The organism is Bradyrhizobium sp. 1(2017), from assembly GCF_011602485.2.
Lineage (GTDB): Bacteria > Pseudomonadota > Alphaproteobacteria > Rhizobiales > Xanthobacteraceae > Bradyrhizobium.
This window is the reverse complement of record NZ_CP050022.2, coordinates 5,885,985-5,910,260: the sequence shown is the minus strand read 5'-3', so window position 1 is coordinate 5,910,260 and position 24,276 is coordinate 5,885,985. Positions and strand designations below refer to the sequence as shown.

Here is a 24,276-nt window from a genome sequence, read left to right as displayed (position 1 = left end):
ATAACGAATCCTGTTCCGGAATCTCAGACAATGGCCATGGAGTCGGCAAGGATCACATCAACTGCAACTTCGGGCCACCTTTGCGGCCAAGCGGGTCTGCGAGGCACGCAACTTGGGCTTTGCATCAGCCATGAGATCGTGCGGGGACACAACGGCAAACGACTTGCTGCGGCGGAAGGCGGTGCCTCCTTCTCTTTGTGCTGCCGGCAGCATCAAAGGAATTCTGTCGCAATCAAGCGCCTCAGAGACGCACCCCGGTCGTAGCAAACGCTTGGGCGACGGGCTCCTGGACCCGATTCAGGAGCATCATTCCCGCAATCGCGATCACCAGGGCCGCGACGCAGCCAAGAAGAAACGCCTTCATCCGCAGCCTCCTCGACGAAACATCAAGCTGTATATACGACACGGCTCGCCGCGAGCAAACTCGTTGATCGCATCACGGCACAAGCGGTCCTACGGGCTCTTGAAGATCGGGTCGGCGGAAAATGCATCACCCATCAGACCAAGAGACTGAAGGGCGGCGTGATTCAGGTCGATTTCCAGGATCGCCAAAACAAGTGCAAGCACGACGGCAACGAGAATCAGGAAAGGCGAGGCGCCTCGGGAATCGGGATCTATCGATCCGTCGAGCGCGCGAAAGGCGCGCAGTCGCGCCAGCATCTGCAGAAATGGCCGCGTTCGCCCCTGCATACCGTCATCCCTGACGTTCGCCAGACCAGCCGGAGCGTAGTGCCCGGTCCTTCTGCGTTCAAGCGGGTGTGCGTGGTCAGTCTGTCGCGGCGCACCTGCCGGAACGCAAGCGGCGACAACTCGTTTGGTAGGTGCACCGGAGGATCTGACGTGAAATTGCTGATGAGCATTTTGTGCTTTGCAACACTTGGCCTCTTCGAGAGCGCCTCCGCCCAGCCCGCGCAAACCAACTCGCCTGCGGCGCAAACCCCTCCCGAGGAGAAGGGCCAACCACAGCCGCAAGGCTGGACGGGCCCAATCAACACCGGTTCGGGCGGTGCGCCCGCCGAAAGTCCCCAGGGTCAGAGTCCGCCGGGAATGCAGGCCGCGCCTGAGGGATCATCCAAGGTCACGACAGCCCCCGCCAAATCCAAATAGATCGGATATTCATCTCGGCCGGCTGTTCTGGCAATCTCGAGGGTGTGAACGTGACCAGGGCCGGTGAGGGGCAATGAGGTTACCTTTCTGTGCGGGTGTCGCCGCAGCCCTGTGGGCCATTGTCGCAATATCAATATCATCGGTGCACGCTGACATGGTGGGACATGGCGGCCCCATCAGGGCGCTTGCTATTTCTCCCGATGGGAGCGGCCTCTTGTCCGGCAGCTTCGATACGGCGGCCATTCGCTGGTCGCTGGAGACGGACACGGCGGGGCAAGTGCTGCGGTACCATGCCGATGCCGTCAATGCGGTCGCCTTTCTGAAGGACGGCCGCATGGTCACCGCCGGTGCCGATGCGCGGATTGCGGTGTGGATGGCCGGCCGGCAGCAGCCGGAGCGGGTGTTCGAGGGACACGTCGGCCCAATCGTCGCGCTCGCAGTCTCTCCCGACGGTGCACTTCTGGCATCGGCTTCATGGGATCGGACGGTGCGGCTGTGGTCGCTGTCGGACGGTGCCTCGCGCGTGCTGGAAGGGCATTCGCAGAACGTCAACGGCGTCGCGTTCACACCGGACGGCAAGTCGCTGGTCAGCGTCGGCTATGATCTCACATCGCGCATCTGGCGTTTACCGGACGGCCAGCCTGAAATCGTCACCTTGCCGGCACCGCTCAACGCCGTGGCCGTGGCCCCGGATGGTGAAATCGTCACAGGCGCGGTCGATGGCATGCTGCGGATGCTGACTAGGGACGGCAAGATCAGCGGCCAGATTGCGGCCGGCGCGACACCGGTGGTGGCCTTGACCATCTCGGCGGACGGCTCGTTGATTGCCGCGGCCGGCATTGGCGGCACTGTTGCGATCATCGACCGCAAGTCGCGCAGCCTGCTGCGTACGTTGATCGGGCCCGGGCTGCCGGTGTGGTCGGTGGCTTTCCTTCCAGATCGCGAGACTCTGATCACCGGTGGCTCGGACGGCAAGATCCGGCGCTGGAATACGCGTACGGGCGAGCCGATCAGCTCTCCTCTATCCGGGAAATCGGCTGATCCGCTGGCGGTCTATGCCGGCGACCACGGTGCAGAGGTGTTTCGCGCGTGCGTTGCCTGTCACACGCTGTCGGACAAGGAGGTGCAGCGTGCGGGCCCGACGCTTGCCGGACTGTACGGCCGCAAGATTGCATCGCTCCCGGGCTACCGATTCTCCGAGGCATTGAAGACGATGGACATCGTCTGGACGCCGGAGACGGTCGCAAAGTTGTTCGAAGTCGGGCCGAACAGCTACACGCCCGGCACGAAGATGCCGGAGCAGCGCATCGGTTCGGCCGAGGACCGCCGCGCATTGACCGACTTCCTTGGCCGCGCGACGTCGCGATAGCCGTCTCTCAGATCGAGTCCCAATTGTCCATTGGAAGATCCCTCATCTCCGGATGCTCCTTGAGGATCTGAATGACGTCGATGGTGGGATGCTCCTTGAGCGTGTCCGCGACGCAGCGGTTGACGTATTTCCGGCGCGTCAGCCACGCGACTTTCTTGCCCTTGGCTTCGGCCTTGCAGGCGACGATCGCCTGCTTCACGGCGGTCTTCTGCGCCTTGGTCAGGGGAGGGGCGGCGGCCTCGGCCGATCCGCCGGCGAGAGCGACCGAGATCAGGCATGTCGACAGAGCCGCGATCAAACGAGACATGGTGATGCGTCCTTGGTTTTCCGACCCTGCGAAATTATCCGTTGTTGTCCTTGCCCTCGCGCTGGCGCAAATAATCGTCCGTGGTGCGCGGTGGCGTTCGTTCCGGGACGCCCTTGAACGGATCGAATTGCTGTTCGCTCATGAGGATGACGCGGCAGTCTGCGCACATCCTGAGTGCCGCGATCCGCTTGTCGCCGGCCGGATACATCCAGTGCCGGCCCTCGAGTTTGGCGGCGATGCGGTCGATCGTGCTCTTGACGCCGAAGGCCGTGCCGCAGCGGACGCACAGCGCAGGCTCCTCTTCCTTGATGATCACGGCGGAAGCGCGGGCCGCGCGGAAATCGATCTGCGGCTTGAGACTGATGACTTTTTCCGGACAGGTGCTCTGGCACAGGCCACATTGCACGCAGGCGTCCTCGACGAACTTCAGAACAGGGCGTTCGGGATCATCGCGCAGCGCGCCGGTCGGGCAGGCCGAGACGCAGGACAGGCACAACGTGCAGCCGCCGGTATCGACGGTGATCGCGCCGATCGGCGCTCCCGGCGGCAGCGCGATCACGTCGACCTGCTGCGGCGCCAGGCGGTGCAGCTCGCTCAGCCCGAATCGCAAGAGGTCGCGCCGCTTGCCGACGGTCTTGAAGGTCGCGGGCGTTGCGATGCCTGCGAGCGCGCCGATCCCTGCCAGATGCTCGCTCAGCGCATCGGGATCGTCCGTCTCGATGGTGGCGAGGCGGCGGCCGGCAAATCCGAGACCTCCGAGGATCGCCTCGGCCATGCCGATCGTCTGCAACAGCCCGGTCACATCGTGGCGCGGCTTTGCCCGCAGCAGGAAACGCACGGCCGATACGCCATAGGCGAAGGCGCCGACGATCGCCTCGAGTCCGAGCTGCGTGAGCTCGTTGACGGCAAAGGGAAGCACGTTCGCCGGCAGGCCGTCGCCATGGCGTGCCAGGGCATCGATCAACGGCGTGCCGTGCGGGCTGTCATGAAAGAGCAGCACGGCATTGGTGCCGCCGGCCTCGTGGTAGGTGAGCAGCATGGCACGGATTTGGTGGAGCTGCGTATCGGCGGGCGGCAGCGCATACGAGGCAGCGCCGGTCGGGCAGGCAGCGGCGCATTGGCCGCAGCCCGCGCAGATGTTCGGATCGATTGCGACATGATCGCCGGCGGGCGTGATCGCCCCGGTCGGACAGAGGTCGAGGCAGCGATGGCATCCCGTGCGCTTCGAGCGCGAATGGGCGCAAAGACTGGGCGTGAAGTCGACATATTTCGGCTTGTCGAAGCTGCCGACGAGGTCGCGCGCGCTCAGCACGGCGCGCAACACCGCTGTGGGATCGTTCGGATCCGCGCGAAGGTAGCCGTCGCGCAGCTCGTGAGCGGGAAATAGCGGCATCCCGCCGGACAGATCGATCACGATGTCACAGCGCGAGGTGACCCCGCTTCGCGGCGCGTCCAGCACGAAGCGATCGCGCGAGGAGGGGCGGGGACGCGCATAGTCGTCGATCGCAAGCTCGAAGGCGCCGAAATGTCCCTTGGCGGAGCGGATCGTGCCCTTCACGATCGGGAAGACCGTTGCTGTCGGTGGCATCAACTCGTCGAGTTGCTTCAGCATCACCGTGACGTCGAGGTGATCGGCAAGCAGGCGGCCGGCCTCGATCGCGGCCTCATCGCGTCCATAGATCAGGACCACACCCTCGCTCGACAAGGTGACGAGTGGATAGTCCGGCGCCGGGATGGAGGCGGATGCCAGCAGGGCAGCCATTTTGGCGCCGGCCCGGGCGCCGTCGCTCGACCATCCCGCGGTTTCGCGAATGTTGACGAAGCTGATCGGATCGGGCCGTTCGCCGGCCTCGTCCGCGAATTGCGCCGCCTGTTGCGTGCAGGCGACCGTCAGAGCGCCGTCTGTCGCGGCGATCTTGCGAAAGTGATCGAGCTCGGCACCGCAGAGATGACGGAAACTCCTGATCTCGCTGTTGGAACATCCGCGCTTGATCGCGGCCACGTCGGGACGCATCGTGTCTTCGCACGAGCAGATCAGGACGGTCTTCGATGGCTGCTCCAGGTTGAACCCTCCGCCATTCGGACGACGACGACGGACTCGCGCCGGCCCTTCGCCTCGTATAGACATTATCCATCGGGAAGAAAAGGAAAGCGGAGGACGGCCTGCCGTCGACCCCCATCAGCCAATTGTCCCTGGCGGAACCGATCCACCTGCCGCCGCCGTTCACATTGGTGCGGCTACGCGAGAGTGGTGACGCTTTTGCCCATGCATGCCGCATTGCACCGGAGAGTGGCGCCGGCACGCTCGTCTATGTCGGCCGCTTTGACCTCGCGGAGTTCGCGGTGGTGCTCGAGCCGGCCGAGCCGCTGCGGAGCGCGCGGCGCGCATTCTACGCCGGTATGGTCGCGCTCACCGATGCCCTGCGCGCCTACGCGCCGCCGAGCAAGCCCATCACGATCACCTGGCCGGATGCCGTCAGGATCGACGGAGGCTTGATTGGCGGCGGGCGCATGGGATGGCCCCTTGCGGCCCATGAGGAGGAGGCGCCGCACTGGCTGGTGTTCGGCGCGATGATCCGGACGGTGGCCATGAATGACGAGGAGCCGGGTGTACACCCGCTCGCCTCGGCGCTCGACCAGGAGGGCTTTGGCGAGACTGGCGCGGCGCAAATCACCGAAAGCTTTGCGCGGCACCTGATGCTGGCCTTCGACGGGTGGCGGGCGGACGGCTTTGACGGCGTTGCGCGCGAATATCTCTCCCGCATGCCGCGCGAACGGCAGATCGTCCAGCGCATCGATGATCGCGGCGATCTCCTCACGCGCCGCATTGGGGCGGACGCGATCGCGCGCGGTGACCTCGTGCAGGCGCTAGCGACCCCATCCTGGCTCGATCCGGCACTCGGGGGGCCGCGGCTGTGAAGCTCCTGCGTACCATCGCGCTCGATCCTTCCGACACATTCGTGTTCGACGTGGCCGCGGAGCCGGGCGAATGGGCCGTCTCCGGTGCCTTCCGCTTCTGGGATTGCGATGCTGCGGCGCTCGAGGGCAAGGCGCGCGCGGCGTTTCGCGGCGGTTTCCTCGGGGTGCAATCCTGGGGTTGGTCGACGCTGGCGCAGATCGTTCCGGCGACCGAGGAAGATTACCGCAGCCTGGTCGATCTCCTGGCCCGGCAACTCGTCGATCGTTTCGGTGCGCCGGACGTGGCGACCGCGACCGCGGCCGCCGAAGAGGAGGTGGCGTTCTCGCAGTCGCTTTGCAGCCATCCGATCAGCTCGCTTGTTGCGGTGCACCGTGCGGTGAGCGACGGCGAGGTCCGCGAGTCCTTCCGCCGGCTGCAACTCCGTGAAGGCCAGGGGCACGGCAAGGCGTTCTCGTTCATGGAAATGGAGGATGACGTCGAGCCTGACGGCAATCTCAGGCTTGCGGATCTCGGCCGGGGGCCAGCCGTCAGATGAACGATTTCTGGATCGCGTGCGGCCATCATCTGCTCGATCGGGACGAGGGCGGTGGACTCCGCGTCACCGACGAATTCCTCAAGGCCTATTTTGCCCGTCCCGAGTTGATGCCGCCGGAGGATGCGTGCCCGGTCGAACGCCGGTTGCATCGCGAACTGCTCGCCGATCCACGTCAGGCGGTCGGCGTGGACGAGATTGCAGCGCTTGCCGATCCCGACGCCCGCGAGAACTGGCAGTTGGTGCTGGCTTTTCGCGATCTATTGTTGCGGCATCCGACGCTCGAAGCTGCTTACCTCGCCTCGGTGCGATCCGGCGCGAGCGATCTGCCGCCGCTATTCGCCAACCAGCTCGTGCACGTCATCCTGCGCAACGCCCTCGACGGCTGCGACGATCCGTTCGTGCTGCGCGCGGCCGAGCTGTTCTTCCGGATCCAGCGGGTCCTGCCGCATGAACAGGCCGTGCTGCTCGGCGACGAGGAGATTGTCGGCGGCCGGAGCCCGACCCCGGTGCTGTCCCTGATGTCGATGCTGGGGGCCACCACCGATGCGGTGGTGGACGTGTTGAGCGAAGAGAATGCCGGGGCCTATTGGCAGCGCAGCGACCAGTTCGACATGGCCCTCGACCTCACCGCCGGAGGACGCGGATCGGCTGCGCTGGCGCAGGCGATGACGCGCTGGATCTCCCATCTGCTTGGCATCGACGTCGCGATCGAGCCGCTGCGCGCGCTGCAGGACGAACAGCTCACCTGGTATGTCGGGCTCGATGCCGATGCCACCAGGCTCGGCGACCGCCTCTGGCATGGCGAGGAACTCGATCAGCGCAGCGCCGACCGGGTACTCGCACTGTTCCGCCTGACCTTTGCCGCCCCTAGCCGCACGCTTGACGATGTCAGGGGCGAGCCGGTCTACTTGATCCTGTCGATGACGGCGGACCAGAAGCTCCGGTTGAAGCCGCAGAATCTGCTGACGGGGCTGCCGGTGAAAGGCCCGGAGATGGCGACATGAGCCCGGCAGCGCGGCCTTTACTGTCGATCGCCGTGGGTGTCGTGGTCGAGCGGGGCAAGGCCGACTCGCCCTGGGTCGATTTCGTCTGGCGTGCCATCGCCGTCCTGCCGGACGAGCCGGACACGCGCCCCTGGACCGTGCTTCGCGAGCAGGACGGCTCGACCCTGTTCTACGCCGGACGTGCGACCGTGGATCTCTATCCGTCCGAGACGGCGCGCTATCGTGACAATCTCGCCTCCGGCAATCCGAGCATATGGACCGTGCTCTCGCCTTCGGAAGGCGCCTGGCCCTATGCGGTCGCCGCGGTGACCGCCGATCCCGCGGAGGGCGAGGGCTTTACCGAAGCCGCCGACAATCTCGTCGAAGCCGTGCCGATGCCGGAGATGCTGCGCGAGGCAATTGAAAGCTTCGTGGCCGAGCACCATGTCGAGCGGGAATTCGTCAAACGCAAGCGGCGCCGCGCCGACCCGGAGGCGCTGGCGCGACGCGAGCACGAGGGCGGACACGAATGAGTGAGGAGGAGTTCCTTGCCCGTTGGTCCCGCCGCAAGCGCGAGGCGCGAGCGGAGCCGGCGAAGCCTGCTGTGGCGCCGCCTGCGCCTCCTGCCGAGGTCAAGGACAACGAGAGCGAGATCGATCTCTCGAGCCTGCCGTCGATCGATGAGATCAATGCTGCGACCGACATCACCGCGTTCCTGCGCAAGGGGATTCCGCAGGAGCTGGGTCGTGCGGCTCTTCGCCGCGCTTGGGCGGCCGATCCCGCCATTCGCGACTTCGTCGGGCTTGCGGAGAATGCGTGGGACTTCAACGATCCGACCGCGATGCCGGGTTTTGGGCCATTGGATTGTTCCTCCGAGGAACTGGCCGCACTCGTCGAGCGCATCGTCGGTGGGGTGCGCGAGGTGGCCCAATCTCTCCCCGAAGCGTCGATTGAAACAGCGGATTCTTCGGCGCAATTGCATCGGGCCGATGCGCCAGCCGTATCCGATGTCGTCGAGCCGCCGGTCGAGGCGGAACAGCCGCCGATCCCTGCTGCAGCGCAACCGACGATGGCGGATAGATCTGCGGAACTTGCCGAGCCCGCCAGGCCGCGTACGCACGGTGGTGCACTGCCGCGCTAAGCAGCACGACCAAAGACTATAGGCCGGGGCTATGGGCGGGCGATTGACGGTTCGCGGAACCGGGATTACCTTCTCCTTAGTGCTTTGTTAGAAAAGCAATAATCAGCAGACGGGACTCTTGGATGGGAGGTCCACGTGCGTGATGACGGGCTTGAGCGCGCGATCGATGCCGCAGGCGGCATTGCTCAGCTCGCGCGCAAAATTGGCATCAGTCAGCCTTCCGTCTCGACGTGGACACGCGTACCCGCGCAGCGGGTGATTGCCGTCGAAACCGCCACCGGAATTCCTCGCAACGACCTGCGACCCGATCTCTACGAACGGGCCGCGCCCGCAGAGCCCATCGATCCCGTCGATGCAGGGCGCGGGCAGGAATATGCGCTGCTGGCGACGTTGCTGTCCGCACCGCCGTCGAAGCGATTGCTCGAGAAGCTTGCGGCATTGACCGGTGATGCAACACCGCTCGGACGCGCGCATGCCGTGCTCGCCGACGCCGCCGCGGGGGCGGTCCCAAGTCAGGTCGAGCGGGAATATTTCGATCTGTTCGTAGGTCTCGGTCGCGGCGAGTTGCTTCCCTACGCGTCCTACTATCTCACCGGATTTCTCAACGAACGACCGCTGTCGCGCCTGCGCGCCGACCTGACGAAGCTCGGCATCGAGCGGATTGCCAACAATTCCGAGCCCGAGGATCACGCCGCGATCCTGTGCGAGATCATGTCGGGCCTTGCCGATGGCTGCCTGGATGCCTCGCCCGAGGCTGAGCGCGCCTTCTTCGACAAGCACCTGTCGCCGTGGATGGGGCGGCTGTTCGCAGACATGGAGAGCGCCGGCAACGCGCGATTCTATCGCGCGGTCGGGGCACTCGGACGCACCTTCATCGAGATCGAGACGGAAGCATTCACATTCGCCAATTGATCGACGCGCGTCGGTCCTGGGAGAAATGCGATGAGTGACGAGACGAAAGCAAAGGTCGGACGCCGCGACTTCCTTCGCCGGGTCGGCATCGGCACGGTCGGCGCCGGCGCGACGCTTGCGACGCCGTTGGTCGGGTCGGCGCATGCGGACAGCGAAAACAACGATGAGAAGCGCAAGGCGCGCTACAAGGAATCCGATCACGTAAAGACGTTCTACCGCGTCAATCGTTATCCGGCCTGAGAGGGAGGCTGCCCGTGCTTATCAAGCGAACACATCAGCGTTCCGATCGCCGAGGTTCCGTTGCCGAGTCCCTTGCGGGCCAGGGCGGGGGACTTGATCGCCGTACGTTCCTGCGCAGGTCGGGCCTCGCCGGCGGCGCTCTCGCTGCGCTGGGGGCCATGCCGGTCGGCAGCGTGCGCAAGGCTGAAGCGGCCGCGGCCGGCCCGCTTGCCGCCGGCGCCGTTGTCAAGAAGAGCGTCTGCACGCACTGCGCGGTGGGCTGCACCGTCACGGCGGAAGTGCTCAATGGAGTCTGGATCGGGCAGGAGCCGAGCTGGGATTCCCCGATCAATCGTGGCTCCCATTGCGCCAAGGGCGCTTCGGTGCGCGAGCTCGTGCACAGCGATCGCCGTTTGCGCTATCCGATGAAGCTCGTGAACGGGCAATGGACGCGCGTGTCGTGGGACACGGCGGTGAACGAGATCGGCGACAAGCTGCTCCAGGTGCGCGAGAAGTCGGGCAGCGATTCCGTCTACTGGCTCGGCTCGGCCAAGATGACCAACGAGGGCTCCTACCTGTTCCGCAAGCTCGGCGCGTTCTGGGGCACCAACAACACCGACCATCAGGCTCGCATCTGCCACTCCACCACCGTTACCGGCGTCGCCAACACCTGGGGTTATGGCGCGATGACGAACAGCATCAACGATATGCGCAACTCCAAGACGATGCTGTTCATCGGCAGCAACGCAGCGGAAGCGCATCCCGTCAGCATGCAACATTTGCTCGAAGGCAAGGAGCTCAACAAGGCGAACTTCATCGTCTTCGATCCGCGCCTGACCCGCACTGCGGCGCATGCCACCGACTATGTCCGGATCCGTCCCGGCACCGACATTCCCGTGCTTTACGGCATGATGTGGCACATCCTGAAGAATGGCTGGGAAGACAAGGAATTCATCGCCCAGCGCGTTTACGGTTTCGACGATCTGCGCAAGGAAGTCGAGAAGTGGAATCCGCAGGAGGTCGAACGCGTCACCGGCGTGCCCGCAGCCCAGCTCGAGCGCGTCGCCAAGATGTTTGCGACGGTCAAGCCCGCGACCATCATCTGGTGCATGGGCCAGACCCAGCACACGGTCGGCACCGCCAATGTGCGGGCGAGCTGCATCGCCCTGCTGATGACCGGCAATATCGGCAAGGCCGGCGCCGGCGCCAACATCCTGCGCGGCCACGACAACGTCCAGGGCGCAACCGACGTCGGCCTCGATATCGTGACGCTGCCGTTCTACTACGGCCTTGCGGAAGGCGCCTGGAAGCACTGGTCGCGGGTCTGGGAAGTCGAATACGACTATCTCGTATCCCGCTTCGACGAGAAGAAGCAGATGGAGACGCCAGGCATCCCGCTGACACGCTGGTTCGATGCCGCGCTGCTGCCGAAGGCCGATGTCGCACAGAAGGACAACGTCAAGGCTGTCTTCGTGCAAGGCCATGCCAGCAACAGCATCACCCGCATTCCGGAGTCGATGAAGGGTCTGAAGGCGCTGGACCTGCTGGTGATCGCAGATCCGCATCCGACGACCTGGGCTTCTTTGGCCGTGGAGGCGGGACGCAAGGACGGCGTCTACATCCTGCCCGTGGCAACGCAGTTCGAGTGCGTGGGGTCGCGCGTCGCCTCCAATCGCTCGATGCAGTGGGGTGAACAGATCGTCAAGCCGATCTTCGAGTCCAAGGACGATCTCGAGGTCATCTATCTGATGGCGAAGAAGTTCGGCTTCGCCGACAAGATGTTCAAGAACATCAAGGTCGAGAACAATCTTCCCGTCGCTGAAGACGTGCTGCGCGAGATCAACCGCGGAAGCTGGTCGACCGGCTATTGCGGCCAGTCGCCGGAGCGCATCAAGGCGCACATGAAGAACCAGAACAAGTTCGATCTGGTGACGATGCGCGCGCCCAAGGACGACCCGGAAGTCGGCGGCGACTATTACGGCCTGCCGTGGCCGTGCTGGGGCTCGCCTGAGGTCAAGCATCCGGGATCGGCGCTGCTCTACAACAACAATCTGCATGTGATGGACGGCGGCGGCGCGTTCCGGCCGCGGTTCGGCATCGAGCGCGAGGAAAAGCTGCCGGACGGGACGACGCGGAAAGTGAGCCTGCTTGCCGACAAGTCCTTCTCCAAGGGCTCGGAAATCGAGGACGGCTACCCCGAATTCACGCTGGCGAGCCTGAAGAAGCTCGGTTGGGACACGGATCTCACCGAAGCTGAAATGGCAACCATCCAGCGGGTCAATCCGGCCAATCCCGATGCGGTGTCCTGGGCGACCGACCTCTCGGGCGGCATCCAGCGCGTCGCGCTGAAGCACGGCTGCGTGCCGTTCGGCAACGGCAAGGCGCGCATGAATGCATTCGGTCTGCCGGATCCGATCCCGGTGCACCGCGAACCGATCTACACGCCGCGCGTCGACCTGGTGGAAAAATATCCGACACTGCCCGACGCCAAGCAGTTCCGACTGCCCAATATCGGCTTCTCCGTTCAGAAGGCGGCGGTCGAGAAGGGGATCGCAAAGCAGTTCCCGCTCATCCTCTCCTCCGGCCGGCTGGTGGAGTACGAGGGCGGCGGCGAAGAGACGCGCACCAACCCGTGGCTCGCGGAGTTGCAGCAGGACATGTTCATCGAGATCAGTCCGGCCGATGCCGCCGATCGCGGCATCAAGGACGGCGGCTGGGTCTGGGTGAGCGGCGCCGAGAACAACGCGCGGGCCAGGATGAAGGCGCTCGTGACCGAACGCGTCGGCAAGGGCGTCGCCTGGATGCCGTTCCATTTCGGCGGCTGGCTCGGTGGCGCCGATTTGCGAAAGAACTATCCCGCCGGCACCGACCCGATCGTGCTGGGCGAGAGCGCCAACACGATTACGAGTTACGGCTACGATCCCGCGACGGGCATGCAGGAGCCGAAGGTCACGCTTTGTCAGATCGTCGCAGCCTGAGAGGAGCACGCATATGGCTCGGATGAAATTTCTCTGCGACGCTGATCGCTGCATCGAGTGCAACGCCTGCGTCACCGCCTGCAAGAACGAGCACGAGGTGCCCTGGGGCATCAACCGGCGCCGCGTCGTCACCATCAATGACGGCAAGCCGGGCGAGCGCTCGATCTCGATGGCCTGCATGCACTGCACCGACGCGCCGTGCGCGGCGGTGTGCCCGGTGAACTGCTTCTACACCACCGCCGATGCCGTGGTGCTGCACTCCAAGGATCTCTGCATCGGTTGCGGCTATTGCTTCTACGCCTGTCCGTTCGGTGCGCCGCAATATCCGAAGGTCGGGAATTTCGGCTCGCGCGGCAAGATGGACAAATGCACCTATTGCGCCGGCGGACCGGAGGCTGACGGCAGCAAGGAGGAATACGAGAAATACGGCGCGAACCGGCTGGCCGAAGGCAAGCTGCCGCTGTGTGCCGAGATGTGCTCGACCAAGTCGTTGCTTGCCGGCGACGGCGAGATCATTGCCCAGATCTACAAGGAGCGCGTCACGAAGCGCGGCTACGGCTCGGGTGCATGGGGCTGGAAGACCGCCTATCGCGAGTCGATCGAGTCCTGACGTGGCGACCGGACGGGCGCGCAATACCGGAGAGGACGTGATGGCATCGTTTGGAAGGTTCATTCGTCTGGCGTTGGGAGCTTGGGCGCTGCTTGTCCTGGTGGCGGCGGCGCCTGCGAGCGCTCAGCAAGTCAATCCGACCGCAAGCTCGGTCAAGGAGCAGCAGCTCCTGCAGGAGCTGAACCGGATCCAGGGACGCGTCAGCATTCCCGATCAGCGCTCCGGTGTTCTCGAGCAGCCGCAGGGGCGGGAATGGCGGGAATTCCGCGATGTGACGCTGCGTTGGATCGGCGGCATCGCCATCCTCGGGATGATCGCGGCCGTCGTGATCTTTTATCTCACCGTCGGGATGGTTCGCCTCCAGGCCGGACGGTCGGGCCGAACCATCGTGCGCTTCAACGCATTTGAGCGGTTCGTGCACTGGCTGACCGCGACCTGCTTCATCGTGCTGGCCATCTCCGGGCTCAACATCACGTTCGGTCGGCCGTTGCTGCTGCCCTTGATCGGCTTCGAGGCTTTCTCGGAATGGTCGCAATGGGGAAAGTACGCCCATAACTATCTGAGCTTCCCGTTCACCCTTGGCGTCGTCCTGATCTTCCTGATGTGGATCGGCGGCAATATCCCGAACAAGGTGGATGTCGAATGGGCCAAGCGCGGCGGCGGAATCATCGGGCATGATCATCCGCCGGCCTACCGCTTCAATGGCGGTCAGAAGATGATCTACTGGATCGTCGTGATCGGCGGCGCGCTCGTCGCGGCGAGCGGCTATGCGCTGATGTTCCCGTTCTACGGCACGGGAATCGAAGGCATGCAAATGGCCCAGATCGTTCACTCCATCGTCGCGGTGCTGTTCGTCGCGGCGATGATCGGGCACATCTATATCGGCACCATCGGAATGGAAGGTGCATTCGAGGCCATGGGCTCGGGCGAGGTCGACGTCAACTGGGCCCGCGAGCACCACAGCCTCTGGCTCGACGAGCAGAAGGCGCGAACGGGTCCGAACGACGGGCGGCCTCGACCGGCGACCGCGGCAGCCGAGTAGCACGGACGGCCTGGAAAGCGACGGCCCGCTCTATTGGGCCGTTTCCTTCGCAAACAAGACTGAGCGGTCCTGCATCTCCTGTTCAGGAAGCTTGCTGGCCTGACCTGTCTGCAGTTCCTGGATGGAAGGCATGTCGCTTCGACCGTAGTGGAACAGAACGTGCGATCTGAGCATGCTGGTGGCCGTACCAGCGACAAGCAATGCTGCAATGAGCGAGAGCGTTAGGCGTTTCATGCGCATCTCCGTCTGCCATGTCCACCCGACACGACGGATACATCGAGATTGGCTCGCGCGATGTGAGCCACTTCACAGCCAGCGGTTCCACGATTGCCGAAGCACGGTAACCACGACGCGAGGATCTTCGTCAGTCGCCTTCGCGCGTGGATTTCTTGATGGAATCGGATGAGCCTTGCGCGCTTCGTGCTGAACCAAATGGCTGCTCACTGGCCATAACAGTTGGCGGGAATATGCTGTCGTAGATCGCGCGAGCTTCCCGAATGAGACGAAGCCGCTCGAGCTCGGATTTCGGGACAAGTCGAATGATGTCACCCATGTCGGCTCCCGTCGTCAGGCTGCTTCGTGCGCGCGTCGCCATGTCGGAAACGGGTCTGCAAGCTTTGCCCATTCCGCAACGTTCATGGCAGGCTTTCCCGTGACGAGACACGCGTCCAGGCGGGCCCGGATCGAGCTTTCGTCCATGCCCGCGCCGATGAACACGATTTCTTGACGGCGATCGCCATAGATGCTGCTCCAGTTTTGCCGGAGTTTCTTCCGCCAGAAGGGATCGTCCGGCCATCGTTCGGCCGGCACGCTGGCCCACCAGAATCCAAGGGCTTCGGTGCGAATGATCGAACCGGCCTGGCTGATTTCACCCAGCCATTGCGGCCGGGTCGCAAGCCAGAAGTGCCCCTTGGCGCGAATGACGCCGGGCCAGGGCTCCTTGATGAATTGGTCGAACTTGGCGGGGTCGAACGGCCGGCGCGCGCGGTAGACGAAGTTCCTCACGCCGTACTCTTCCGTTTCCGGCACGTGATCGGCAAAGCCGTAGAGCTCCTTGTACCAGAGTGGATGCGCCTGCGCCTTTTCGAAGTCGAATCGGCCGGTGTCGAGAATTCGGTCGAATGCGACCCGGCTGTGATTGGCTTCGATCAAGTCCGCTTCGGGATTGAGGGCGCGGATGATCTTGCGTGCGGCCTCGCGCTGCTCGGGCGAGGCGTCATCGACCTTGTTCAGGACGATCACATCGGCAAATTCGATCTGCTCGACGAGGAGATCGACCAGCGTGCGCTTGTCGTTGTCGAGGGCTTCGCCACGCTGCTCCAGGAAATCCGTCGACGAATAGTCCTTGAGCAGGTTCACGGCGTCGACCACGGTCACCATGGTGTCGAGACGCGCCACGTCGGAAAGGCTTGTGCCGTCTTCGGAGCGAAAATCGAAGGTCGCCGCGACCGGCAGCGGCTCGGAGATCCCCGTCGATTCGATCAGCAGGTAATCGAAGCGCCCGTGTTCGGAGAGCGCACGGACCTCCTTCAACAGATCGTCCCGCAGCGTGCAGCAGATGCAGCCGTTGGTCATCTCGACGAGCTTCTCATCGGTCCGGGACAGATTCGCACCGCCATCGCGAACCAGATCCGCATCGATGTTCACCTCGCTCATGTCGTTGACGATCACCGCGACTTTCAGGCCGTGCCGATTGTTCAGGACGTGGTTCAGCAAAGTGGTCTTTCCAGCCCCGAGGAAGCCGGACAAGACGGTGACGGGGAGTTTGTGCATGGAGATCGAAGAGCCTTTTCAAGGGGATAGGGCGGCGGCGCTTGGGACTGGGCATTTTCGGTTGATGTAATGTAATGTTATAACATAACATCACTGAGGCCCAGCCATCTGTCAAGGCGCTTTGGCGCTAGATGTGGATCGCGTGCCCGAGGGCCTTGAAGGCGGCTTCCTGGATTGCCTCGCCCAGCGTCGGATGCGCGTGGATCGTGCCGGCAATATCCTGCAAGACCGCGCCCATTTCGATCGCGAGGCCGAACGCGGCGGCGAGTTCCGAGACGCCCTGTCCAACGGCCTGGATCCCGAGGACGCGTTGATTGTCGGCCCTGGCGACGACGCGGACGAAACCGATCTCGCCGTGACGCGTCATCGCGCGGCCGCTGGCTGCAAACGGAAACTGTCCCACCTTGACATTGAGCCCGCCCCGCCGCGCTTCGTTCGGCGACAGGCCGACGGAGACGATCTCCGGATCGGTGAAGCATATTGCCGGGACGCAGCGCTCGTCCCAGGCCCGCGGCAGGCCGGCGGCAATTTCCGCCACCATCTCGCCCTGCGCCATGGCGCGATGGGCCAGCATCGGCTCTCCCGTGACGTCGCCGATCGCATAGATGCCGCGCATCGAGGTCTCGCAGCGCTGGCCGATCCGGATGAAACGGTCATCCATGTCGAGGACGAGCTGCTCGAGGCCCAGGTCAGCCGTCACTGGTTGGCGTCCAACCGTGACCAGGATATTGTCGGCCGGCAGGCTGCGCTCCTGGCCATCGGCCGTCTCGACACGCAAGCCGTCGCCTCGCGCGGTCGGACCGAGCGCACGGGCGCCGGTCAACACTTCGACGCCGAGCGCGGCCAGGCGCGTTGCGACCGGGGCCGTCAGCTCTGCATCGTAGAGCGGCAGGATCCTGTCCTGCGCCTCTACGACCGCGACCTTGCTCCCGAGCTTGGCGAACGCTGTCCCCAGTTCGAGCCCGATATAGCCGCCACCGACGACGACGAGTGACTTCGGCACGTTGGTGAGCGACAGCGCCCCGGTCGACGAGATGACGTTGCCGCCGAACGGCAGCGACGGCAGTGCGACCGGAGCCGATCCGGTCGCGATCACCACCGTCTCGGCCTTGATCGTCTTCGGACCGGTCTCGGTCTCGACGACGATCGTCTTGCCGTCGCGGAAGCGCGCGTGGCCCTGAACGATCTTGACCCTGGCCTTGCGCAGCAGCGCAGCGACGCCGTTGTTCAGCCGCTGAACGATCCCGTCTTTCCAGGCCACCGCCTGTTTCAAGTCCAGCGCGGGCTGTGCCGCCGTCAGGCCGAACGGCGTCTTGCCGCTGGCGGCATGGACCAGTTTCTCGAACTCCTCGGCGACATGGATCATGGCCTTTGATGGAATGCAGCCGACATTGAGACAGCTGCCACCCAGCTTGCCGCGTTCGACGAGGACGGTGTCGAGGCCGAGCTGGCCGGCGCGGATCGCGCATACATAGCCGCCCGGCCCGGCGCCGATCACGACAAGCTGACAGGTGATCTCGGTCATGCTGCTTCCTGCTTCCGCGCTCTAGGGATCGACGAAGATCGTCGCCGGATTCTCCAGCAGCTCCTTGAGCCGCTGCACGAAGATTGCGGCGTCCCACCCGTCGATGACGCGGTGGTCGAAGCTGGAGGAGAGATTCATCATCTTGCATGGCACGAAGCGCGTGCCGTCCCAGACCGGGCGCACCGCGATCTTGTTGACGCCGACGATGGCGACTTCGGGATGGTTGATCACCGGCGTGGTGACGAGGCCGCCGAGCGCGCCGAGTGAGGTGATGGTGATGGTCGAACCGGTCAACTCCTCGCGTGTCGCTGTGCCGTCGCGGGCGCGCTGCGCGAGACGGTCGAGCTCGATGCTGCAATCCCGGAGATCGCGAGCCTCCGCATGCTTCACGACCGGGACGACGAGGCCCGCCTGCGTCTGCGTGGCGATGCCGATATGCACGCCGGCATGCTGATGGATGATTCCGAGTTCGTCGTCGTAAAGGGCGTTGAGCGCGGGCTGCTCGGCAAGCGCCCTGACCATGGCGCGCATCAGGAAGGGCAGCAACGTCAGCTTGGGACGATCGGGCCTTGGCTTCTTGTTCAATGTCGCGCGCAATTCCTCCAGCGGAGAAACGTTGACCTCCTCGACGATGGTGATGTGCGGGATGCGCGACTTCGACAGCGACATCTTCTCGGCGATGCGCCGCCGCAAGCCCACCACCTTCACATCGGTCACATCGGTCCTGGGGCTCATGCCGCGCGCATGGGCCGGCACCGGCCCGTGTGACAGGAAGGCATCGATGTCTTCGTGCGTGATGCGTCCGGCAGGGCCCGTGCCGCGGACCTGGCGCAGGTCGATGCCGGCCTCGCGCGCTTTGAGGCGTACCGCGGGCGAAGCCGTGGGCTTCTCGCCCGGCGCGCGATGGCCGGAACTTGATGATGCCGGTTGATCCTCGAACGGACGCCGGGCGCGGGGGGCGGCTGGCGCGGAAGCGACAGGGGCCACAACCGTCTTCTGGTCCTTGGTCGTGGCCCGCGAGGCGGCGGGTTTCTCGGCCGGCGTCGCGTCGCCGGCATTGGGGGCATCGTCACCGGCGACCTTGAGCTTCACGAGCGCCGAGCCGATCGCCACCGTGTCGCCAATCCGGGCGCCGATCCAGATGACCTCGCCCTCGCGCGGAGAGGGGATTTCGACCGATGCCTTGTCGGTCATCACGGTGGCAAGCAGGTCGTCCTCGCGAACGAGATCGCCTTCCTTGACGTGCAGTTCGACGAGCTCCGCTTCGGCGATGCCTTCCCCGACATCGGGAAGCTTGATGGTGTGCTCGGCCATCAGGATGCCTCCATCACGTCGCGCAGGGCGCGCCCAAGCCGCGCGGGACCGGGGAAGTAGTCCCATTCCTGCGCATGCGGGTAGGGCGTGTCCCACCCGGTGACACGCATCACCGGCGCCTCGAGGTGATAGAAGCAGTGCTCCTGCACGAGCGCGGCCAGCTCCGCGCCGAAGCCGGACGTCAAAGTTGCCTCATGCAGCACGATGCAGCGGCCGGTCCGGGCGACGGAGGTGGCGATCGTCTCGAGATCGAGCGGAATCAGCGTGCGCAAATCGATCACCTCGGCGTCGATCCCGGTCTCCTCGACCGCGGCCAGTGCGACGTGGACCATGGTGCCGTAAGCGAGGATGGTGACGGCCTCGCCCTGGCGCCGCGTCACGGCCTTGCCGAGCGGCGTCGTGTAGTGCCCCTCCGGCACCTCGGAAAGCTCATGCTTGGACCAGGCGGTGACCGGACGATCATGGTGGCCGTCGAAAGGGCCGTTATAGAGCCGCTTCGGCTCCAGGAAGATCACGGGATCCGGATCCTCGATCGCCGCGATCAGGAGGCCCTTTGCATCGTGCGGGTTGGACGGCACCACGGTCTTCAGTCCGGCGACATGGGTGAACAGTGCCTCAGGACTTTGGCTATGCGTCTGCCCTCCGAAAATGCCGCCGCCGGTCGGCATGCGGATGACGAGAGGGCAGGTGAAGTCGCCGGACGAGCGGTAGCGCAGACGTGCGGCCTCCGAGACGATCTGGTCGTAGGCCGGATACATGTAGTCGGCGAACTGAAGCTCCACGCACGGCCGCAAGCCGTAAGCGGCCATGCCGACCGCCGTGCCGACGATGCCGCACTCGCTGATCGGCGCATCGAAGCAGCGCGAGACGCCGTATTTCTGCTGAAGTCCCTGCGTGCAGCGGAACACGCCGCCGAAAAAGCCGACATCCTCCCCGTACACGACGACATTGTCGTCGCGTGACATCGACACGTCGAGCGCGGAGCGGATCGCCTCGATCATCGTCATGCGCGGCATCGCTCAGACTCCGATCTGCTGGCGTTGGCGCCGCAGATGCGGCGGCAACTCGGAATAGACGTCCTCGAAGATGTCGCGTGACGAGGGCTTGCTGCCCGAGTGCAATGTGCCGAAGCTTTCGGCCTCCTTCTGCGCGGCGATGACCGTGGCGAGAATCTCGGCCTCGGTCTGCTTGTGGCGCTCCTCGGACCAGGCCCCGGCCGCGATGAGATGCTGCTTGAGCCGGATGACGGGATCGCCAAGCGGCCACTCCTCGGACTCGTGCTTCGGGCGGTAGGCGGAGGGATCATCCGAGGTCGAGTGCGCGCCGGCGCGGTAGGTGACGTATTCGATGAGGGTGGGGCCGAGGTTCAGCCGCGCCCGCTCGATCGCCCATTTTGCGACGGCATAGGTCGCGAGGTAGTCGTTGCCGTCGACCCTGAGCGCGGGGATGCCGAAGCCAAGGCCGCGCGCAGCGAAAGTGCCGGAGCCGCCACGCGCGATGCCCTGGAAGGTCGAGATCGCCCATTGATTGTTGACGACGTTCAGGACGACGGGCGCCTTGTAGGTCGAGGCGAACACGAGGGCGGCATGGAAATCGGACTCCGCGGTCGAGCCGTCGCCGATCCAGGCCGCCGCGATGCGGCTGTCGCCCTTGATCGCCGAGGCCATGGCCCAGCCGACCGCCTGCACGAACTGGGTGGCGAGATTGCCCGAGATCGAGAAGAAGCCGTGCTTCCGGGATGAATAGAACACCGGAAGCTGGCGTCCCTTCATCGGATCGTTCGCATTAGAATAGATCTGACACATCATGTCGACGAGCGGATAGTCGTGCGCGATCAAAAGGCCGGCCTGGCGGTAGGTCGGGAAGTTCATGTCGTCGGGACCGAGCGCGATGCGGAAGGCGCAGCTCACGGCCTCCTCGCCGGTGTGCTGCATGTAGAAGGACGTCTTGCCCTGGCGCTGCGCCATCTGCATGCGCGCATCGAACGTGCGTAGCGTCATCATGTGACGCAGCCCGGCGATCAGCTCGTCCTGGGTGAGGTCCGGCACCCACGGCCCGATCGCCTGCCCCTCGTGGTTGAGCACGCGGATGATCGAGTAGGCGAGATCGCGGATCTCCTCCGGCGCGACGTCGACCGGCGGGCGTCGGGTCGAGCCTGCCTTCGGGATCGCGACGCCTGAGAAATCCGGCTTGCCTCCGGGCCGGCTTGCAGGCTCCGGAACGTGAAAGCGAAGTGGCATGAGGCTGTTCATGGAAGAATCCGCTCGTTGGCAGGTCCTGGAGCGACGACAACCGCTTGACCCAGGTCTTCGCGCGTGAGCTCCACGACACAAAGCTCCGTGATGGCCGGATGACGTGACAATCGCTCCGTGATGTCCGCGCAGTCGGCCGACGGCTGGACGTCGATGACCATCCGGATTGACCGGCCTCCGTCGGGACGGGTCGTCATCGCGATATGGTCGAGGTCGAAGCCGAAACGCGCGGTGTCGAGGACCAGTCGAACGATTCCGTCAAAGGGATCGGACGTCGTGGCCGTCACGCTGACGCGTCGGCGCTGTCGAGGTTGCATGGCACGTTCTCTCGCGGCACAATGATAATCTCTTTGCCCGAGAAAATTTCCCAAAATTCCGGCGGATTGGCCGAAATCACGGAAATTTTTCCCGTTCAGAAGCCAATAGACAGAAGGATCGGCCGATGGCCTCCAAGCGCAGCCCCGTCGAGGAACTCGACCAACTGGATCGCCGGATCCTCTCGGCGCTGAGCGAGAACGGTCGATTGACGACGAGCGCGCTGGCAGAACAGGTCGGGCTCTCGACTTCGCCATGCTGGACCAGGGTGAAACGCCTGGAGGAAACCGGCGCGATCGAGAAGTACGTCGCGGTGCTCAATCACGGCAATCTCGGCTACAACAACGTCGCGTTCGTCGAGATCACGCTGGACAAGCACGACGACAAGGCGCTCGAGCGCTTCGGCGGCGCTCTTTCGCGAATACCGGAGGTGATGGAGGCCTATCTGGTGACCGGCGATTACGACTATCTGATCAAGGTCGTCGTGCGGGACACTGATCACTACGAGCGCTTCCTGCGCCAAGCGCTGTACCGGATACCGGGCATCCGGCAGTCCCGGACCACATTCGGCTTGCGGACGCTGAAGCGCCAGATCTCCATCGATCCTGCCAAGGCCAGTCTGCCGTGAGCGAGGTTGATTCAGGAGGGCAGGCAATCCGCCGAACTGACGGCCCCTATGCTTCGACGGCGCGGTGCATCCGTCCCAGGACGCGGACCTTGTTCGGCTGACGCATGTTGCAATGGAGCAGGACGGCGATGAAGAAGCGGAGATTGATTTTTCGGATGTGGGCGATGACTATCGCGCACATCTTACCCGGGAGCCCGATTCATGACCGAAACACGCGCCGTCAGCCGCTTCCCTGTCCCCGAGCTCGGCGACATGCCCGACGACATCCGCAGTCGCATCCTGGCCGTGCAGGAGAAGTCCGGCTTCATTCCGAATGTCTTTCTCGTGCTCGCCCACCGGCCAGACGAGTTTCGCGCCTTCTTTGCCTATCACGACGCGCTGATGGACAAGCCCGGCAATCTGACCAAGGCCGAGCGCGAGATGATCGTCGTTGCGACCAGCAACCTCAACCAGTGCCAATACTGCGTGGTCGCGCATGGTGCGATTCTGCGCATCCGAGCCAAGGACCCATTGATTGCCGATCAGGTCGCCATCAACTACCGCAAGGCCGACATCACCGATCGGCAGAAGGCGATGCTGGATTTCGCCGTTCGCGTCTCGACCGAGGCGCACAAGGCGTCCGAAAGCGATTTCGCGGCGCTGAAGGACCATGGATTCACCGAGGAGGACATCTGGGACATCGCCGCGATCTCGGCCTTTTTCGGCATGTCGAACCGGCTCGCGAACGTGACGAGCATGCGGCCGAATGCCGAGTTCTATTCCATGGGCCGCGGCTGACAGAAGGGGCGACGCCATGGAGCTTTCATCCCGGCAACTGGCCTTGAAGGAAAGGGCCGCCGCCTTCTCGAACGGGCTGCTGCGCAAACGTGCCGCCGAGATCGATCAATCGCGCGAGTATCCCTGGGATGTCGTCGAGGCGTTGAAAGCCGAACGCTTCATGGGCATGACCATCCCGGAAGAATATGGCGGACAGGGGCAGAGCTTCCTCGACTCGGTGCTGGTGATCGAGGAGATGGCGCGCGCCTGCACCGTCTCGGCGCGCATCGTCGTCGAGGCCAACATGGGTGCGATCTCGACCGTCATGGCCTACGGCACCGATGCGCAGCGCAGGCGCGCTGCCGATCTCGTCCTTTCGGGTGACAAGCCGGCCATCTGCATTACCGAGCCGGAGGCGGGCAGCGACGCGAGCGGCATGAAGACCCGGGCCGACAAGCGCGGCAATCGCTACGTGCTCAACGGCAGGAAGCATTGGATCACGGGTGCCGGTGTGTCGCGCCTGCATCTGATCTTCGCACGGGTGTTCGATGAGGACGGTGAGGAACTCGGCGTCGGCGGCTTCCTCGCCGTGCGCGGCGAGTCCGAAGGGCTGCGCATGAGCAAGCGCGAGACGACGATGGGCCTGTGCGGCATGCCCGAGGGCGAGCTCGTGTTCGAGGATCTGGAGATCACGCCGGACATGGTGCTGCTGCCTCCGTCGGGCTTCAAGCGCGGCTTTGCCGATCTCATCAACGCCTATAACAGCCAGCGTGTCGGTGCGGGCACCGTGGCGATGGGGATCGCCGCGGGCGCGCTGGATCACGCCGTCGAATGGGTCAAGACGCGCGAGCAGTTCGGGCGCCCGATCGGCGAATTCCAGGGCCTGCAATGGATGCTCGCCGACATGCAGACGCAGCTCACCGCGTCGCGCCTGATGCTGCATGCGGCCGCGGCATCGCGAGGCCCGGGCGGCAGCGCGTTTCCCGATCCGACCCTCGCGGCCCAGGCGAAGATCTTTGCGTCGGAGGCAGCGATCAAGATCGTCAACGACGCGCTTCAGATGTTCGGCGCCCGCGGCTATTCGCGCGACTTCCCGCTCGAGCGCATGGCGCGCGACGTGCGCATGTTCACCATCGGCGGCGGAACGGCCCAGGTGCTGCGCACGCTGGTCGCCAGCAAGGTGCTGGGCTGGAAGCTGCCGCAGACCCGTCATTGAGCTTAGGTAATCTCAACATTTCATTGGCCCTGGAGTCGGCTCGGAGCCGGTGACCGGGGCGCCGCCCGTTGCCGGGCACGGCCGCGCCATGCTGTTTCGCCGCTCCATCAATCCCCTTTTGCGAATATACTCACATTTACCGAAATTCGGAATTCGCGTATGTGTCGCTCATCCCGGCACACCCTTGAGGGGCGGTCCTTGTCGTGGTGATCGCAGGGCCGGGGAGCGGTGGACGCAGCAGCGTCGGGCGCGAGAGGTCAAGGGCAGGGCGGATTGCTCTCCGTGAGCCCGGGCTTCGCGTGGACGAGCGGCGCTGTCAGGGTCGTCGTGCCAGTATTTCGATGGCAACGTGCACAACGCCGTCGACCCCTGTG

The 24,276-nt window shown here is 64.5% G+C and carries 26 protein-coding genes; 14 read left to right on the top strand and 12 right to left on the bottom strand.

All coding sequences use genetic code 11. From position 1 onward, the window contains the following. Positions 1-241: 241 nt before the first annotated feature. Positions 242-364: a hypothetical protein gene (locus HAP40_RS28130; protein ID WP_256380462.1), complete on the bottom strand. Its 123-nt coding sequence runs from the start codon at positions 362-364 to the stop codon at positions 242-244. 89 nt (positions 365-453) lie between these two features. Further along, complete coding sequence (locus HAP40_RS28125; protein ID WP_246741296.1) at positions 454-690, bottom strand: hypothetical protein; 237 nt, start codon at positions 688-690, stop codon at positions 454-456. A 571-nt stretch (positions 691-1,261) separates the two neighbouring features. Here HAP40_RS28125 and HAP40_RS28120 point away from each other — a divergent pair. After that, complete coding sequence (locus HAP40_RS28120; RefSeq protein WP_414645411.1) at positions 1,262-2,476, top strand: c-type cytochrome; 1,215 nt, start codon at positions 1,262-1,264, stop codon at positions 2,474-2,476. A gap of 7 nt (positions 2,477-2,483) precedes the next feature. Here the strand turns inward: HAP40_RS28120 and HAP40_RS28115 are convergent, their stop codons facing one another. Then, complete coding sequence (locus HAP40_RS28115; RefSeq protein ID WP_246741297.1) at positions 2,484-2,783, bottom strand: hypothetical protein; 300 nt, start codon at positions 2,781-2,783, stop codon at positions 2,484-2,486. Positions 2,784-2,817: 34 nt separating this feature from the next. Beyond that, positions 2,818-4,797: a 4Fe-4S binding protein gene (locus tag HAP40_RS28110; RefSeq protein ID WP_166814693.1), complete on the bottom strand. Its 1,980-nt coding sequence runs from the start codon at positions 4,795-4,797 to the stop codon at positions 2,818-2,820. Positions 4,798-4,970: 173 nt separating this feature from the next. Between HAP40_RS28110 and HAP40_RS28105 the strand changes: the two genes are divergently transcribed. From HAP40_RS28105 to HAP40_RS28060, 10 genes are all read left to right on the top strand, one after another. Then, the gene (locus HAP40_RS28105) at positions 4,971-5,702 is read left to right on the top strand and encodes a biotin/lipoate--protein ligase family protein (protein ID WP_246741298.1); all 732 of its coding nucleotides are present in this window, start codon (positions 4,971-4,973) and stop codon (positions 5,700-5,702) included. Further along, entirely contained in the window at positions 5,699-6,238 is a 540-nt protein-coding gene (locus HAP40_RS28100) for a DUF6505 family protein (RefSeq protein ID WP_166814694.1), read from the top strand. The genes HAP40_RS28105 and HAP40_RS28100 overlap by 4 nt, the downstream gene beginning before the upstream one ends. Further along, positions 6,235-7,242: a DUF6352 family protein gene (locus HAP40_RS28095; RefSeq protein WP_166814695.1), complete on the top strand. Its 1,008-nt coding sequence runs from the start codon at positions 6,235-6,237 to the stop codon at positions 7,240-7,242. Before HAP40_RS28100 ends, HAP40_RS28095 begins: the two co-directional genes overlap by 4 nt. Further along, positions 7,239-7,754 carry a DUF3305 domain-containing protein gene (locus tag HAP40_RS28090; RefSeq protein ID WP_166814696.1) on the top strand — a complete coding sequence of 172 codons (516 nt, stop codon included), beginning with the start codon at positions 7,239-7,241 and terminating at the stop codon, positions 7,752-7,754. Before HAP40_RS28095 ends, HAP40_RS28090 begins: the two co-directional genes overlap by 4 nt. Then, a complete protein-coding gene (locus HAP40_RS28085; RefSeq protein WP_166814697.1) occupies positions 7,751-8,362 on the top strand; it encodes a DUF3306 domain-containing protein in 612 nt (203 codons plus the stop codon). Before HAP40_RS28090 ends, HAP40_RS28085 begins: the two co-directional genes overlap by 4 nt. Positions 8,363-8,497: 135 nt before the next feature. Next, positions 8,498-9,274, top strand: coding sequence for a molecular chaperone TorD family protein (locus HAP40_RS28080; RefSeq protein ID WP_166814698.1), 777 nt, complete (start codon positions 8,498-8,500; stop codon positions 9,272-9,274). Positions 9,275-9,304: 30 nt separating this feature from the next. Next, positions 9,305-9,514 carry a twin-arginine translocation signal domain-containing protein gene (locus tag HAP40_RS28075; RefSeq protein WP_166814699.1) on the top strand — a complete coding sequence of 70 codons (210 nt, stop codon included), beginning with the start codon at positions 9,305-9,307 and terminating at the stop codon, positions 9,512-9,514. Between the two features lie 14 nt (positions 9,515-9,528). After that, positions 9,529-12,471 (top strand): formate dehydrogenase subunit alpha, encoded by a 2,943-nt coding sequence (locus tag HAP40_RS28070; protein ID WP_166814700.1) that lies wholly within the window; start codon positions 9,529-9,531, stop codon positions 12,469-12,471. A 13-nt stretch (positions 12,472-12,484) separates the two neighbouring features. Further along, positions 12,485-13,081 carry a formate dehydrogenase FDH3 subunit beta gene (fdh3B, locus tag HAP40_RS28065; RefSeq protein WP_140981445.1) on the top strand — a complete coding sequence of 199 codons (597 nt, stop codon included), beginning with the start codon at positions 12,485-12,487 and terminating at the stop codon, positions 13,079-13,081. A gap of 40 nt (positions 13,082-13,121) precedes the next feature. Further along, a complete protein-coding gene (locus HAP40_RS28060; RefSeq protein WP_166814701.1) occupies positions 13,122-14,123 on the top strand; it encodes a formate dehydrogenase subunit gamma in 1,002 nt (333 codons plus the stop codon). Between the two features lie 30 nt (positions 14,124-14,153). Here HAP40_RS28060 and HAP40_RS28055 read toward each other — a convergent pair whose 3' ends face one another. The 8 genes from HAP40_RS28055 to HAP40_RS28020 form a co-directional block, all read right to left on the bottom strand. Continuing rightward, positions 14,154-14,357 carry a hypothetical protein gene (locus tag HAP40_RS28055; RefSeq protein WP_246741299.1) on the bottom strand — a complete coding sequence of 68 codons (204 nt, stop codon included), beginning with the start codon at positions 14,355-14,357 and terminating at the stop codon, positions 14,154-14,156. Positions 14,358-14,487: 130 nt separating this feature from the next. After that, a complete protein-coding gene (locus tag HAP40_RS28050) occupies positions 14,488-14,676 on the bottom strand; it encodes a hypothetical protein (protein WP_166810880.1) in 189 nt (62 codons plus the stop codon). A gap of 14 nt (positions 14,677-14,690) precedes the next feature. Further along, complete coding sequence (gene zigA, locus HAP40_RS28045) at positions 14,691-15,896, bottom strand: zinc metallochaperone GTPase ZigA (RefSeq protein ID WP_166814703.1); 1,206 nt, start codon at positions 15,894-15,896, stop codon at positions 14,691-14,693. A gap of 127 nt (positions 15,897-16,023) precedes the next feature. Further along, on the bottom strand, positions 16,024-17,421 hold the full coding sequence (lpdA, locus tag HAP40_RS28040; protein ID WP_166814704.1) for a dihydrolipoyl dehydrogenase: 1,398 nt from the start codon (positions 17,419-17,421) through the stop codon (positions 16,024-16,026). A 21-nt stretch (positions 17,422-17,442) separates the two neighbouring features. After that, positions 17,443-18,735, bottom strand: a complete 1,293-nt coding sequence (locus HAP40_RS28035) for a dihydrolipoamide acetyltransferase family protein (RefSeq protein WP_166814705.1) — start codon at positions 18,733-18,735, stop codon at positions 17,443-17,445. Beyond that, complete coding sequence (locus HAP40_RS28030) at positions 18,735-19,751, bottom strand: alpha-ketoacid dehydrogenase subunit beta (protein WP_166814706.1); 1,017 nt, start codon at positions 19,749-19,751, stop codon at positions 18,735-18,737. The genes HAP40_RS28035 and HAP40_RS28030 overlap by 1 nt, the downstream gene beginning before the upstream one ends. 3 nt (positions 19,752-19,754) lie before the next feature. Further along, entirely contained in the window at positions 19,755-20,987 is a 1,233-nt protein-coding gene (locus tag HAP40_RS28025; protein ID WP_166814707.1) for a 3-methyl-2-oxobutanoate dehydrogenase (2-methylpropanoyl-transferring) subunit alpha, read from the bottom strand. After that, the gene (locus tag HAP40_RS28020) at positions 20,984-21,274 is read right to left on the bottom strand and encodes a hypothetical protein (RefSeq protein WP_246741300.1); all 291 of its coding nucleotides are present in this window, start codon (positions 21,272-21,274) and stop codon (positions 20,984-20,986) included. Before HAP40_RS28020 ends, HAP40_RS28025 begins: the two co-directional genes overlap by 4 nt. A gap of 155 nt (positions 21,275-21,429) precedes the next feature. Here HAP40_RS28020 and HAP40_RS28015 point away from each other — a divergent pair, with 155 nt between their 5' ends. From HAP40_RS28015 to acdA, 3 genes are all read left to right on the top strand, one after another. Further along, positions 21,430-21,930 (top strand): Lrp/AsnC family transcriptional regulator, encoded by a 501-nt coding sequence (locus HAP40_RS28015; protein WP_166814709.1) that lies wholly within the window; start codon positions 21,430-21,432, stop codon positions 21,928-21,930. A gap of 201 nt (positions 21,931-22,131) precedes the next feature. Beyond that, complete coding sequence (locus tag HAP40_RS28010) at positions 22,132-22,707, top strand: peroxidase-related enzyme (protein ID WP_166814710.1); 576 nt, start codon at positions 22,132-22,134, stop codon at positions 22,705-22,707. Between the two features lie 16 nt (positions 22,708-22,723). After that, positions 22,724-23,902 (top strand): 3-sulfinopropanoyl-CoA desulfinase, encoded by a 1,179-nt coding sequence (gene acdA / locus HAP40_RS28005; protein WP_166814711.1) that lies wholly within the window; start codon positions 22,724-22,726, stop codon positions 23,900-23,902. Positions 23,903-24,276 lie beyond the last annotated feature (374 nt).